The following is a 14630-nucleotide window of genomic DNA, read 5'->3' on the forward strand; positions in this document are numbered from 1 at the left end:
CATGCGTTTGGGGGCCTTTTGAAGGTAGGCCATCGCGAGTTCTCATGGCGAAGAACGGCTTTTGCCCCAACGCTCATCCATGAATGCGCGCAAGGACCGCGACGACGACCGTCGCCTGACCGTCATGACAGCGCACGATCAATCCAGCCCAAACGCCGCGGAACAATTGTGCCCGCTCGTGGTTCCGATGGCACGAAGATGGAGGATATGATGACGGACGCCAAACTCGCTGTGGTGACCGGCGCCTCGAGTGGCATCGGAAGGGAACTCGCAAAGCTGTGCGCTAAAGACGGTTACGACCTGATCATCGCCGCCGACGAGCCGGCTATCCGGCAGGCGGCAGAGGCACTTGAGACCCACAATGTAACGGTCGAAGCCATTGAGGCCGATCTGGCGACCGTCGAGGGCGCCGATCGGTTGATCTCCCAGGTCGGCGATCGCGATATCGACCTGTTGTTTCTCAATGCGGGACGCGGGCTCGGCAACGGCTTCGTCGACCAGGACTGGCGAAAAGTCCGCCGGATCATCGACACCAATGTCACCGGAACGGTCTATCTGGCGCATGAACTCGGCGCCAAGATGGCCCGGCGAGGTCGCGGACGCATCCTGTTCACCGGGTCGATCGCCGGCTTCATGCCCGGAACATTCCAGGCCGTCTACAACGGCACGAAGGCATTCATCGATTCCTTCTCGATCGCGCTCCGCCATGAGCTGAAAGATAGCGGCGTGACGGTCACCGTGCTGATGCCCGGCCCCACGCAGACGCGATTCTTCGAGCGCGCTGAAATGATGGATACCAAGGTCGGCTCCGATGAAAAGGACAATCCGGCCGATGTCGCCAAGACGGGTTACGAGGCGATGATGGCCGGTGATGAACAGGTCGTCAGCGGTTGGAAAAACAAGCTGCAGGTCGCCGCCGCGCATGTCACGCCGGCAGGCACCTTGGCCGAACAGCACCGTAGGATGGCCGAGCCGGGGTCGGCGTCCAGCGACTGAGCCAATATTCGCGTCATCAAAAGGGCTGGCATTCCCAAGGCCGCATGTGCTGCGCGAGGCAATCTATCGCTGCCGCAGGGGCGGCACCATCTCGGTTCCCGGCGTCTGTGTTAGCCTGGTCGATCACATCCCGTTTGGCGGCGATGAATGAGGGACCGGCTTTCCGGATGGGCCAGACGCATACGCAACGCTACCTGGAACCTTTATTGGCGATGGTCCAGAACGGCGAAATCGATCCCTCCTTGTGATTACCCACCGGACAGATCTGAAAGCAGGGCCGGATCTCTACAAGACGTTCCGCGACAATCAGGAGGTTGTGTCAAAGTGGTGATGCGGCCTCACGGCCGAGACGGGCAAAGGCGACCCACACCTCACTGCAATCACAAGGGAACATTCGCGTCGACGGCCGGTTAGGTGCCACTTCCGTAACGGTCACCTGCCGTCAAAGCGAGCCCATGATGAACCACGACCAGCATGACAATGTACCAGATGCAGCGCGTAGACTTGTCGTCGGAAGCATGGCAGGAGGAATTCTCGCCGCTTATGCTTCCACGGCGTCAGCCGATACGGGAACAGTGCCTGCTAAAGCAGGCCCTGCGAGTCCGATGCTCAAACAGAATCCGGTGACGCAATATCCCCAGCCGCCGTTCAAGCCACAGGAACAGAAGTGGCCGGGTTTGGCGAGCAAGATGGTGCCGCGCCCGGATCACGGCGAAACGACCTACAAGGGATCAGGCAGGCTTGCCGGTCGCAAAGCGCTGATAACCGGCGGCGATTCCGGTATTGGTCGTGCGGCGGCGATTGCATTCGCGCGCGAGCGTGCGGACGTTGCTTTCGGCTACCTCCCCGAAGAACAGGAAGACGCCGACGAACTGGTGGACCTGCCCGCCTCACTAGAGTCCACGGTCCTCAAAAAGGGCCGCCGAGCCCACCGCTCCTTAGGCGTGGTGGGCTTTCAGACTGTCTACAGGAGGAACCAATGGCTGGCGATGAAATAGAAAGAAGGCGACTGCAGATGTTGATCGAACAATATCTGGAGACCCGTAAGCGACGGCACGATTTCGTGTCGATCGCGAATGCCGAACTCGCGATCAAGGCGGTCATGCCGCATTGCCCGGTGTCAAGCGCAGCGTTGGCAGAGATGATAGCCGCTGGCGCCGTCACTTACGGCCTTGGCGTCCTATTCGACGCGAGGCAAACCGAGGGCGAACTGCCCGTTGTTTGATAGGCTCATCGCCTGACCAATCGTCGCGCGGTCGCGAAATTTCGCCCAGCTCTGGAATACGCCAGACCGGGAGCATGCCAATCGTGCCGGCCGGATCGCAGGCACTTGTCGGCGACGCCCTCTCGGGCCTGGACCCGAATGTCGTCGCATATCTGGTGAAAAACCATTGTCTTTGTCCCACGAGAAGTGCGTTACCGGGCTTCTCGTTGGGTTGGCACCGTTCCGCTGTCCTGGTGTCTTGCCAAAGCTGTCGGTTGAACACCGAGCATATTTCGCACGGCCTCGACCAGCGCAGCAGCCCACACGGGTTTTGACAGCATCTTGTGATGACGCAAATCCTGCGGGATGTCGGATGCCGTGTACCCACTGACGAAAACAAACGGAATTCCGCGTTGCGCTAGAAGAGGGACAAGGGCAGCGCTGGTCTCGCCGCCGAGACCAATGTCCAGGACCGCGGCAGATATGACTTCACTCTCGATCAGCTTTTTCGCGCGAGCAACGGACGGCACTGGCCCGGCGATGGCGAAGCCGGCCTCTTCCAGAATTGCGCGGTGCTCCTCCGCGACCAGCCATTCATCTTCGACGATAAGGATACGAGATGCAGTCACGTTTCGCTCTCCCGATGATCAAACGGAAACTCAATCCGCAAGCTCAAACCATCGGAACCGAAAGATGTTTCAAAATTTCCGCCAAGCCGATACTCAATTTCGCCTTTTACCAGCGAAAGACCAAATCCCGTCTTCTCAGGTGGAGTGACAGCGGGACCGCCGCTTTCTAACCATTCGAGCTGAAAACCGTGATCCGACGCCGACCAAGTCACGGACACCACGCCGTTTGGCACGGACAAGGCGCCATATTTTCCAGCATTCGTGGCAAGTTCATGGATCACCATGCCAAGCGACAGGCCCTGCTGAGGCTTGAGCCGAATGTCCTCGCCTGTGGTGTTGATGCGTTCCAGCCCGAACGGCTCGACTTCCTGCCGCACGATTTCCTCTACCGAGACCTCTTTCCAGCTTTCGCGCGAGAGCACTCCGTAGGCCCGCGCCATGGCGCGCAGGCGACCGATAAGCGCTTCGGCGAAAGCCTCCGAAGAGGGAGCATTTTTCAGGGTCTGACTGGCAATGCTGACCGTAACAGCCAGCATGTTCTTGACCCGATGATTGAGTTCCGAGATCAATACCCGCTGGTGGGCTTCGGCTTCAGCCATGGTCGTCACATCGACAAAGGTCACCACCACACCCTGGATTTTTCGCACGCTGTCGCGGTAGGGGATCAGCCGCACGAGATAGTGGATGCCGTCGCTATCGCGCGGTAGCTGGTGCTCGATCATCTCGCCGGCCCTGAAAACCTGCGCGATATGGTCGCGCAGGTGCGGATAATCGAGCCGGCTGGCAAGATCGGTAAGCGGTCTTCCGATGTCGGTCGGCAGCAAATTGAAGAACGAAGACGCCGCCGGCGTGAAGCTGCGGATAACCAGCTTGGTATCGAGAAAAACAGTCGCGATCTGTGTGCTCTCGAACAGGTTCTTCAGATCGCTGTTGGCCCGATCGAGATCCTCGATCTTGGAAACCAGTTCGGCATTGATGGTGTTCAATTCCTCATTGAGGGACTGCATTTCTTCCTTGGAAGCCTCAAGCTCCTCATTGGAGGACTGGGCTTCTTCGTTGACTGAGACGAGTTCCTCATTGGAAGATTTCAACTCCTCCAATGCGGTCTCATATTCTTCGATCGTCGATTGCAGGCGCTCACGCGTATCGCGGAGCTCGCGCTCGAAATCAGCAATCCCGGATGGCTGACGAACCTTTAGAGCCTCCAGCCGCGGCTGCGGCTGGCCCACCGGTTCGAACAGGACGAGAAACAGCGGCTCGCCGCTGCCGCGATCAACCAAGGGCTCGATCGTCAATGTGACGAATTGGACACGATCTTCATCTTCTTCAATGGCTATCGCTTCGCGCACAACCGTGCGCCGGCCTTCGGCCGCTTCCCGCAAAGCGCCGCGCAGTTCCAGACGCAGGCCGCTGCGTGCCATTGTGAGCAATTGTCTGCTCGGCACCCCTTGCGGCGGCTCGAGATATTTGCCGGTTCTGACCGAGTAATAGACGACATCTCCATCACCATTGATGACGACATGGGCCGGAGCGTAGCGTTCGAGAACATGGGCTTCAACGGTTTGCCTTAGGGAATAAGACAAGCCGCGGCGGGCATGAGTGTCATTGGCGCTGGAAAAATTGCTTGCAGGCGCAGCATTCAACAAGATCGGCAGCCGCGGCGGCGCCGTATGTTCTCGTGCCTTGAATATCCGTTGTTTCTTGTCGACCGGTGCAAACAGATCGGCATGCTGGCTTATGCTCTCGGAGGTGCCAAGGAACAGATAGCCGCCGGGCTTCAGCGAATAGTGGAAGGTCGGAATAACCTGCTTTTGCACATCGGGGCCGAAATAGATCAGCAGGTTCCGGCACGACACCATGTCCATGCGCGAGAAGGGTGGATCACGGATGACGCTGTGCGCCGAGAAGATGCAGAGATCACGTACGCTCTTGCTCAAGATGAAACTTGTGCCGTCATTGCTGAAGAAGCGTTCGCGACGTTCAGGCGAAACGCCCGCAAGCAATGACTCCGGATAGCGCGCCGAACGTGCGATGCCCAACGCCGCGTCATCGATGTCCGTGGCGAAAATCTGGATGCGCGGCACAGCCGAAAGTGTATCCATATGCTCGCGCATCAGCATTCCGATCGAGAAGACTTCCTCGCCGGTTGCGCAGCCGGGCACCCAGACGCGGATCGTATCGTTGGCGTCCTTGCCTTCGAAAAGTTTGGGGATGACGGTTTCTTCCAGGGTCTTGAAAGCGTCCGTATCGCGGAAGAAATTTGTCACGTTGATCAGCAGGTCGCGAAACAGCGACCGCACTTCCTCCGCATTTGAACGAAGCAACTCTATATAGGCATCGATCGCGGTGTTCTGTGTTATTTGCATGCGTCGCCTGACGCGGCGCAAGAACGTCTTGGCCTTGTAGCCCGAGAAATCATGTCCCGAATGGCTGCGCAGGATCGCGTAGATTTCCTCCTGGCCCTTGCGGAGTTTCAAAGCACTGGCCTTGCCATCGTCAGCTTCGAGCTCGTCGAGCAGTTCAAAGCTATGGGCAAATTCCATGAGTTTCGCACCCATCTCATCGGCGGGGATGGCGATATCGATCAGACCGGAACTGATCGCGCTGCGCGGCATGTCGGGATTGCTCGGACCCGACTCGTCGGAGAGTTGCGCCAGCGTCAGGCCGCCATGCTCCTTGATTGCCTTGATGCCCAACGTACCGTCGGAATCGCCGCCCGACAGGACGACGCCGACGGCGTATTCGCCCTGATCCTCGGCCAGCGCGCTGAAAAAGATATCGATGGGCTTGCGCTCCCTGGACACCGAATTCGGTTGGCGCAGCTTTAGGCTGGAATTTTCGATGGTGAGGATCGCGTTGTGCGGCATCACGTAGACGGTGTCAGGATGGATATCCATTGCATCTTCAGCGACACGAACCGGAATTCCGGTGTAAAGCGCAATCACTTCGTGCAGCAGACTTTCCCGTTCCGGGCTGAGATGCGTGACGATCACGAACGCCATCCCGCTCGAAGACGGCATCCCGCGAAAAAATCCCTCCATGGCGGCAATGCCGCCCGCAGAGGCGCCAATACCGACTATGGGGAACCTCGGCAGCTTTTGCATCAATTGTCCTGCTTCAGTGAAATGCAACGCGGCAGCGCTGATTTCGATCCAATGTGTAAACCGTTCCTGGTCGAATTCCCATCCCGCACCGCCGATAGCCACGGAACCGATGGACGCGACCGCCGTTTAAAGCCCGGAGGGCTGCTATGTTATTAGGCATGCGAATTCTGCTCGTCGAGGACGAATTCTTGCTGGCAAGCGAACTTGCCTCTTATTTCAGCGATTGTGGGGCGACCGTTTTGGGGCCGGTGTCGTCAGTCAGCCGGGCTCGACGATATATCGATTCAGCGGACGGGGCGGTGCTGGACATCGATCTTAACGGTGAGACTGTTTTTCCCCTCGCCGATGAGCTGACGGACAGAGGCATCCCGTTCGTATTCTTCTCCGGAAACGATCAGATCACCCTACCGGAGCGGTTCCGGTACACCCAAAACCTCTCCAAGCCGGCCGGGTTCAGGACGGTTGCCGGGATCCTCGCCGCGCAATCAACAGCGCTTGGTGAAGACAATGTTTTCCGCGCTCTTCCAAAACTGAGGCTGTCCGCGCGGCTGCTGCTGGGCGACCCACAGGCGGCCGATCGCCTCGTCGAACGGACATTGAAGGCGGCGCTGGAGGAGCGGTTGTCGACGCGGCATGACCTTCCCTTGAGCGAATGGCTCAATACACTCATGGAGGAGGTGCTCCGCAACGACAGGTCTGGCATCATGAATTAAGATTGTCCGATAGTTTGCCGCAGGCCGCCCTGTCGACCGCCCCCGCTACGGTACCCCTCCCCAAGAGCGCTTCGCTTCGTCTTGCAAATACGGCCGCATTCCTGCTAGAAATCCTCGTGGCCAAACCTCCGCAAACCAAACCTGACTCATTCCGCGATCCTGTTGAGGGCGACGCACTCGCAGCGCTGCTCGACGAAATCGCGGAAGAGGAAACACCTGAACGGCTGTTGAAGCTCGCCCTTGAGCTGCAGCAGCAACTGCTGTTGTCAAAGCAGCTGAAAAATCCCAACTGAACGGCCTGCAGCTAGGCATCTTGATGTGCCTCGAGTTCCACGATGGCGTGATCGCCTCGTTCGCCAGACCGATGCTGCTGCGGTAATCTTTCTGCGCTCGATGTGGGCGAAACCCAGTCTCAATAGCTCAGCGGTTCCTGCGCCCAGAAGGCCCTGATCCCATCATGACGCCGATGAGACGACCAGGAAGATCAGGCCAACTTGGGTCGCAGCCCAAGGTCGATCACTGCTGCCCTGGCATCTCGGTATTTTCTTGCGGGTTCTTTTTAACGCCGGGCGCGGGTGATGTCTCGGCGGGGGCATTGCCGCCTTGGTTCTGTTCCGGGGTGCGCTTTACTGGCGATGTCTGCCACGATCCGCCTGAAAGGGGTATGAACACAAAGAAGGCTAGCAGTGCGACGAAGATCACAGCCGCAATGACGACGCCCCACCCGAGTACATTTCGGGTGCCACGCTGTTCTTCCTTCCGGGACACATGCTCCGTCATCACTGGACTCCTTTGTGTCATTCGATGAAGTACAAATTTATCGTGCAGATCGACCGCACGGTCTGCTCTTCCCCGACGCGTGCCGCCGGCACAGCCGAAGAAGCTGAAGCTAATCTTCTCCAGCTTTTCGGCTGCCTGGTTTGGCGGCCCGCTTTGGGGCTTTCGGCACTGCCGGTTTCCGCTCGGGTGCAGGCGGATTGATCGCCTCGTGCGCCAAACGGGCTTTGCGCAATCGCGCCGTTTTCTCTTCCCGCGCCTTGCGCTCGGCTTCCATTACGCCTTGTGCGTAGAGGGTGGCTCGTGCGTCTCTGTCGTTTGCGGATCCACTGGCCGCCATAGTCAGCCCTCCGCCTTGTAATTTCTTGCTTCCTTCTTGGCGCCGTCTTTGCCGTGCTCGGCTGCAAGCTCTTTGGCCTGCCCGGGTGACACGTCGGTGACTTCGGCCAACTTGATTGCCTCTTTTTCAGAGAGATCACTGTCCTTTCGCGTGGGGTTCCTTGTCATCGCAGATCTCCTATCAGAGCCCAAACGACCGGACCGGCGGTGTGTTCCGTGGAACCTTCGATAGTCCACCGATTGAGGCGGGCTATCGCGCTTCCGGCAACGAGCGAAAAGTTTCTGATGCGGGCTGACAAGGTACATGATCAGCTTCAAGGCCTTTCGAACTGCTAGGCCAGCCGGGTTATTGCCGGGCTATGACCGTGTGGGACGCGTGACACACGGACGGATTCAGGCATCGATGCCAGGCGCTAGTTCTCGCCCGCGAGCGTGGCGAGAAATGACCGCCGCCATTCTGCTGCGTCATTGCGCCTGATGCGCTTGAGCAGTGCACTATGCCTTGCAATTCTTTCCTCAAGCGGCATCGCGAGCGCTTTTGCGATCGCATCGGCAACCTCGTCGACCGCATACGGGTTCACGATCAAGGATTCGGCAAGTTCTTCAGCCGCACCTGCAAAACGCGACAAAATCAGCACTCCGGGGTCGGCTTCGTCCTGCGCGGCTATGTATTCCTTGGCGACGAGGTTCATTCCGTCACGCAGGGGCGTGACCAATCCGACCTGGCTAGCGCGCAACAGGCCAGCAAGCCGAGAGCGTGATACGGCACGGTGGATGTAGCGGATCGGGGTCCAAGCCAAATCCGCGTATCTTCCGTTGACCGCGCCGGCGGTTGCTTCAAGCTGGGCCCGGATGTCGGCATAGGCGCTGACCTCCTCGCGCGTCGGCGACGCAATCTGCAAATAGGTTGCCGCCCGCTCGTGTTCCGGATGCCTTTCCAAAAGACGCGCGAAAGCCTGCATGCGGCCGGGGAGACCCTTGGAGTAGTCCAGCCGATCGACGCCGATGATTTGCTTGAGGCCCAGAATCTGGCGGCGCATGGAATCGATCTGCACATCCTCCGCCGCCTCATTGGCCATGCGTGCGATTGAATCGACGTCGATGCCTATCGGAAAACACCTCGATAACACCGTGCGGCCGTTCATCTCAGCCGAACCATTGATATCAAAAGTAGTGGAGTTGGCCGCCTGCACTGAGCGCCGGAAATTCCCCACGTCCGTTTCGGTCTGGAACCCCACGACGTCATATTGAAGCAGATCATCGATGAGTTCTTCATGGTCGGGCGTGGCTACAAACAGGTCGGGCGGCGGGAACGGTATGTGAAGAAAAACCCGATCCGATTCCGGACTCCCAGCCGCCGCAACTGGGCGGCCAAGGGGATAAGGTGGTAGTCGTGAACCCACACCAGGTCGTCGTTGCCCGACAGCAGTCCTGCGAGCGCCTTCGCGAACCGCGCATTGATCTGCCGGTAGGCGTGTAGAAACTCTGCCCGGTGGTTCACCAGGTCGAGTCGGTAATGAAAAAGCGGCCACAGCGTGCTGTTGGCATAGCCATTGTAATAGAGCGAATACTCCTCATAGGGCAGGGTAAGCGCAGCCGTCTCGATCTTTCCCACCCGTTCCAAGCGGATCAGCGGTTCGTCGCTCGCGGCGTAGTCCTGATACTCGGCGCTTGCTCCTAGCCACAGGCCTCCACGCTCGGCCAACGCATCCCCGATGCCTACAGCAAGTCCGCCGGCTTGCGACAGATCGCGAATGTTCCCCAGCCTGTTCGAGACGACAACCAGACGACGCGGGATGGCGCGATCGCCAGTTAGCTCAGCCTCCCCACCTAAGGCGTCGCGCTCAAGGGGATCACCAACCGTTTGCGAGGCCTCGTTGAAAATTTCATCCGGTCGCTGCAACAAGAGCAAATCCTGAGCGTGAAGATCGCTTGGGGAACGGTCCGCGCGTGCGATTGTTCCCGACGTAAGTGTCCAGCCGGATTCGCTGGTTCTCGGCCCGCTCGGGCGCCTTTTTCAGCGGCTCTCGCAGGATCGTCGTCGGACACACCGGTGATGAGACCCCGATCCAGCACGCCGAGCAGCCGCTTTGGCGACGGCCGGACTTACCGCTTTGGTATTCATGCTGCCGGATCCCCTGCCCTGTCATATCAACTCCCCACCTTGGCAAAAGCCCCAAGTGACCAAACCGTCAGTCCACCTCGATTACCTTGCGCGTCGGCTTTCGTTGGCGGGGCGGCTGCTTTGCGGCTACGGGCGCGGGCGGGGTCTGCGTTATCGATGCCTCCAACAACTGTCGCTGTTCTCTAAGCCGCGCCGTCTTGGCTTCCCTGGCATGCCGCTCCGCTTCCAACAGCAACTTGGCTTCTCGATCCGCCCTCTCGATCTTTTCCCTGTCGACGCGTCGTGTTTTCAAGGTCGCCTCCTTTGGTCAGACGGCGAACAAAGTGCGGACCTGAAAAAATGTTCCCAACAAATTAAGGCCTGATCTGCCTCAAATGATATTGACCAGCAGCCCGCCGGTTGCGCGCATCTGCGGCTCTGTGACGTCCAAAGGAACTGCTTGCCGTCCGCGGCGTTACGCCACCACGCTGGCCGGAAGATTACCATGGACGACAAACCCCGAACGACGGTCAGAAAACCGGCCCGGATTGATCAAGGGCATTGCTTTTGCGGAGCCATCACAGCTGAATTCAGTGGCGATCCCTTTTGGATTTGTTTCGACCACGACGATGACTGCCGACGAGCGATCGGCAGCCCACTGACGATCTGGATTGGCTATCGTCCAGATCAGGTCGATTGGCTCGGCTCCAAACCAAAAACATTTTCGAAAACCAGGGGCGTCGTGCGCTCCTTCTGTTCGGAATGTGGCACCTCGATTGGGTACACCGATGAAGGCTTGCCAAATGAGTTCTACATCTCGATCGGATTCATGGACGCGCCCGAGAAGTACCATCCCCAAGCCCAGGCCTATTGGGAAATGCGGCTGCCGTTTATCAGGATGGATGACGGTTTGCCTCGCGTCGAGGGCTACACCCGGGCGCGCGACCCCGCCCTGGGCAATCCCAGAGACCGGTGAGGCAGGAGGCTGGATCTCGGGCGTCGTACCTGCAAGCCAGCGCCAGGGCTGGCGGAACGGCGGCCGAACCATTGGAATGAGAGAGATCTCCAAACGGACAAATGCCCGAAACCAATTTCACCGGCGTGGGTTGAAGATGGACATGCGGGACTTGTTTTCACAGTCTGACGACAAAGAAGCGGATGTTTGAAGGATTCAAGCTAGAGACCGTGGATCTGCCCGAGTCCTCACTGCGAGTCAGGTATGGAGGTTCAGGCCCGCCGCTTCTTTTGCTGCATGGCCATCCTCGGACGCACGTTACCTGGCACCGGGTAGCCCCACTTCTCGCCGCCGACCACACAGTTGTCTGCCCCGATCTGAGGGGCTTTGGCCAGTCCTCGGTACCGGCGGACGCCGTGGACCATGCTGGATCCTCCAAGCGTGCCAAGGCCAGGGACTGCATTGCTCTCATGGGACATCTCGGCTTTCGCCGGTTTGCCATCGCAGGCCATGACCGCGGCAGCTACACAGCGTTCCGAACAGCCATGGATCACCCGTCGGCGATCAGCCATCTGATCGTCATGGACAGCGTCCCTATCCTGGAAGCCCTCGAACGCTGCGACGCCCGCTTTGCGAAGCTCTGGTGGCACTGGTTCTTTTTTGCACAGCCGGACAAGCCCGAACGCGCAATCATGGCCGATCCTGACGCGTGGTATGGCGGCTCAGCCGAGTCCATGGGGGCTGAGGCCTATGTCGACTACAAGGACGCAATCCACGATCCGAATGTTGTTCACGGCATGCTTGAAGACTATCGGGCAGGTCTGGCCATCGATCAATTGCACGATACCGACGACAGGAAAGCTGGTCGCCGGGTCGCGTGCCCGACCTTGGCGCTCTGGTCCGCCCGCGATGACCTTGAGGCACTCTACGGCAACGTGCTCGATGTTTGGCGACCCTGGACCACCGAACTGAAGGGCCAACCGATCGAAAGCGGACATCATATGGCCGAAGAAGCAGCCGAGGCGGTAGCCGCAGCCGTCATGGCGTTCTTGCGCGAACCGACGTCGTCATGCGGCGAGCTTGGCTGAACCGATCCGTTTGATGGCACTGCTGATCGACCGTTCGCCATCGTCGTAGTCAGCCCAGGCGACGGTCTTTTTCAGGTGGCCCGGGACCGTGCGAACGGTGTATTTTTTCGGATCGAGATCCGCCTTCACCTGACTCCAGGTCAGCGGCATGGATACAGTCGCGCCTTCCCTGGCGCGAGGGGAGAGAGGGGCGACGGCTGTCGCCATGCGATCATTCCTGAGATAGTCGAGAAAAATCCGGGATGTCCGCAGCTTCTTGGCCATGTTGACGAGGTAGAGATCCGGGCTGTCTGCCGCCATCTGGATGCAGACGGCCTTTGCGAAGGCCTTGGCCTCGGCCCATGTCGTCTTGCTGCGTTGGGCCGCCAATGGCGTCACGACATGCAAGCCTTTGCCGCCCGTGGTTTTGCAGAAGCTCACCAAGCCCAGATCTTCGAGACGATCGCGCATTTCCTTGGCAGCCGCGACCACCTTCGCAAAAGGGACTTCCGGACCAGGGTCAAGGTCGAAGACAAGTCGGCCAGGCATTTCGGGATGACCCGGCTGGCAATTCCAGGGGTGAAGCTCAAGGCCGCCTATCTGGGCGATCGCGGCCAGACCCTCGACGCGGTCGATTTGCAGATACGGTTTGTGATCGCCGAAGACTTTCACCAGTTCCAGCAGATTGGATGTGCCTGGCATTGCGTGGCGCTGGAAAAACTGCTCGCCAGCGTAGCCATCCGGCGCGCGCACGAGTGAACAGGGACGACCTTTGATATGTCTGATCATCCAGGGGCCAACGGTCTCGAAATATTCTGCAAGATCGAGCTTGTCGACGGGCTGACCGTCGCCGGCATTCGGCCAAAGCGGCTTGTCCGGCTTGGAAATGATGACGCCCATGACAACCGGGCTTTTTCCTGTCTTGCCAGTCACCTTGGCAGGGTCGGCAATCGGCGTCTCTTGAGGATCGGCTGGACGCTCGGCCTCGACGTCTTTTGCGGGCTTGTCTTCACGCAGGCCTTTGAAGGCGGCCTGCCGGATATTGCCACCCCCGGTCCAGCCGGCGAACTCGATTTCCGCGACCAATTCCGGCTTCGTCCAGAAGACGGTTGAATTCCTTTTCGGTGCGCCGTCGCCGGTAAACGGCGACGTCGCGGCTTTCATCTCCTGCAGCCTGGGCATCAGCTGCTTGACCTTTGCCTCGCTGAATCCGGTCCCCACACGGCCGATATAGGCGAAATGTTCACCGCGATTGACGCCGACGAGCAATGACCGGAATTTGCCGTTGGTCGTCGACCAGCCGCCGATGACCACCTCATGCCCGGCGCGGCATTTCGATTTGGCCCAGGTGTCGGTCCTCCCCGAAACATAGGTTGCATCGGCCTTTTTGGAGACAATCCCCTCAAGCGACAGGCGACAGGCAGAACGCAGCACCGCGTCGCCGCCATTGCTGAAGTGCTCGACATAGCGGATGAGATTTTGCGCGCCGCGATCGACTTCGCCGAGCATCTCGCTCAGACGTTCCTTCCGTTGTGAGAGAGGCATCTTTCGCAGATCGACGCCATTTGCGAAGAGCAGGTCAAAAGCAAAGTAGATCAGGTCCTTCGTCCGGCGCTCCGACAGCGCCGCCTGCAGTGCGGCAAAATCGGGCGCGCCGTTCTCGCCAAGCGCTACGATTTCGCCGTCGATGATGACGTTGGGGAGGCTGGCGGCCTCCTTTGCGATGGCGCCAAATTTCTCCGTCCAGTCAAGACCCTTGCGGGTCTTAAGGGCGATGTCCTTGTCTTCCACGCGCAACTGGACGCGATAACCGTCAAACTTGATTTCGTGAACCCAGTTCGTCCCGGCCGGCGGCCGGGAAAGCGTTGCGCAAAGCTGTGGTGGGATGAAGTCGGGCATCTTCGCCGCTGAGGCACCAGCGGCTCGCTTCGGCCGCGGAGCAGGCTTTGCCGACCTGGCGGCGCGCTTGTCGGCATGGCCGCGCTTGCTGTCCCAAACGGCATCCGCATCGGCCAACGATGAACCTTTCATCATGAACGGCTTCGGACCTGCCCCCTTCCCCGCTGCAATCCTCTCCATGCTCCGACCCGAGGCGACGGATCGATCCTGAGCCAGCACCGCATCGCCATTGCCCTCTGTCGCGTATTTGTCGCGGTGTTTGATCAGCAGCCAGTTGGTCCGCTTCCCGCCATTGCGGTCATGCTTCATGCGCACGAGGACGAAGCTTCCATGCAGGCGCTTGCCCTGCAGCGTGAATTTCAGGTCGCCTTTTTCCAACGCCTTTTCGGGAGACATGGCGCCTTCCGGTTCCCAATATCCGCGATCCCACAACTGCACCGTGCCGCCACCATATTGTCCTTTGGGAATTGTGCCTTCGAAGTCGCCGTACTCCAGCGGGTGGTCCTCAACCTCCACGGCAAGTCGTTTGTCGTGAGGATCCAGTGATGGACCTTTGGTCACAGCCCATGATTTGAAGACCCCGCCAAGCTCGAGGCGAAGATCATAGTGCAGCCGCGTGGCCGCGTGTTTTTGGATGACAAACCGAAGTCGATTCGAACCCGCAATCGAGCTTTCGCCGCTGGGCTCTTTCGTCTTCGCGAAGTCCCTTTTGGCCCGGTAGGTTGAAAGCTCGCCCGTTTTCATGGAAGTGCCCCGACTAATGACGCAACGCCGGACTCAACGCAGTGGGTGAGATTTGGTTCGGTTCATGGCCGAGACGGCGCCGATGCTGCTTTTCCGCTT

General features: G+C 59.2%; 11 protein-coding genes and 2 pseudogenes. 7 read left to right on the forward strand and 6 right to left on the reverse strand.

Features of this window, described 5'->3' with window-relative positions; all coding sequences use genetic code 11:
- Positions 1-210 precede the first annotated feature (210 nt).
- The 3 genes and pseudogenes from NLY44_RS13380 (at position 211) to NLY44_RS13390 (ending at position 2221) form a co-directional block, all read left to right on the forward strand.
- Positions 211-996 carry an SDR family NAD(P)-dependent oxidoreductase gene (locus tag NLY44_RS13380; protein WP_031201470.1) on the forward strand — a complete coding sequence of 262 codons (786 nt, stop codon included), beginning with the start codon at positions 211-213 and terminating at the stop codon, positions 994-996.
- A gap of 605 nt (positions 997-1601) precedes the next feature.
- Positions 1602-1880, forward strand: a pseudogene (locus NLY44_RS13385) (SDR family oxidoreductase); the annotation flags it as partial.
- Between the two features lie 95 nt (positions 1881-1975).
- On the forward strand, positions 1976-2221 hold the full coding sequence (locus NLY44_RS13390; RefSeq protein WP_023687844.1) for a hypothetical protein: 246 nt from the start codon (positions 1976-1978) through the stop codon (positions 2219-2221).
- 191 nt (positions 2222-2412) lie between these two features.
- On the opposite strand, the gene NLY44_RS13395 is transcribed toward NLY44_RS13390, so the two are convergent.
- On the reverse strand, positions 2413-2829 hold the full coding sequence (locus NLY44_RS13395) for a response regulator (RefSeq protein WP_023804850.1): 417 nt from the start codon (positions 2827-2829) through the stop codon (positions 2413-2415).
- Complete coding sequence (locus tag NLY44_RS13400) at positions 2826-5933, reverse strand: CheR family methyltransferase (RefSeq protein WP_023687842.1); 3108 nt, start codon at positions 5931-5933, stop codon at positions 2826-2828. The genes NLY44_RS13395 and NLY44_RS13400 overlap by 4 nt, the downstream gene beginning before the upstream one ends.
- Positions 5934-6091: 158 nt before the next feature.
- Here NLY44_RS13400 and NLY44_RS13405 point away from each other — a divergent pair, with 158 nt between their 5' ends.
- Positions 6092-6646, forward strand: coding sequence for a response regulator (locus tag NLY44_RS13405; RefSeq protein ID WP_050588792.1), 555 nt, complete (start codon positions 6092-6094; stop codon positions 6644-6646).
- A 2-nt stretch (positions 6647-6648) separates the two neighbouring features.
- On the forward strand, positions 6649-6939 hold the full coding sequence (locus NLY44_RS13410) for a hypothetical protein (RefSeq protein ID WP_031197822.1): 291 nt from the start codon (positions 6649-6651) through the stop codon (positions 6937-6939).
- 223 nt (positions 6940-7162) lie between these two features.
- Here the strand turns inward: NLY44_RS13410 and NLY44_RS13415 are convergent, their stop codons facing one another.
- From NLY44_RS13415 to NLY44_RS13430, 3 genes and pseudogenes are all read right to left on the reverse strand, one after another.
- Positions 7163-7426 carry a hypothetical protein gene (locus NLY44_RS13415; RefSeq protein WP_023681159.1) on the reverse strand — a complete coding sequence of 88 codons (264 nt, stop codon included), beginning with the start codon at positions 7424-7426 and terminating at the stop codon, positions 7163-7165.
- 749 nt (positions 7427-8175) lie between these two features.
- A pseudogene (locus tag NLY44_RS13420) lies at positions 8176-9674 on the reverse strand (alpha,alpha-trehalose-phosphate synthase (UDP-forming)).
- A gap of 280 nt (positions 9675-9954) precedes the next feature.
- Complete coding sequence (locus tag NLY44_RS13430) at positions 9955-10179, reverse strand: hypothetical protein (RefSeq protein WP_023687840.1); 225 nt, start codon at positions 10177-10179, stop codon at positions 9955-9957.
- Positions 10180-10371: 192 nt separating this feature from the next.
- Here NLY44_RS13430 and NLY44_RS13435 point away from each other — a divergent pair, with 192 nt between their 5' ends.
- Positions 10372-10842, forward strand: coding sequence for a GFA family protein (locus tag NLY44_RS13435; protein ID WP_023707699.1), 471 nt, complete (start codon positions 10372-10374; stop codon positions 10840-10842).
- Between the two features lie 182 nt (positions 10843-11024).
- Positions 11025-11909 carry an alpha/beta fold hydrolase gene (locus tag NLY44_RS13440; protein WP_023687838.1) on the forward strand — a complete coding sequence of 295 codons (885 nt, stop codon included), beginning with the start codon at positions 11025-11027 and terminating at the stop codon, positions 11907-11909.
- Here NLY44_RS13440 and ligD read toward each other — a convergent pair.
- Complete coding sequence (ligD, locus tag NLY44_RS13445; protein WP_023687837.1) at positions 11889-14531, reverse strand: DNA ligase D; 2643 nt, start codon at positions 14529-14531, stop codon at positions 11889-11891. The two genes, NLY44_RS13440 and ligD, sit on opposite strands and share 21 nt — an antisense overlap.
- Positions 14532-14630: the final 99 nt, after the last annotated feature.

Origin of the sequence: Mesorhizobium sp. C089B (genome assembly GCF_030323125.1) — a bacterium.
Classification (GTDB): Bacteria; Pseudomonadota; Alphaproteobacteria; order Rhizobiales; family Rhizobiaceae; genus Mesorhizobium.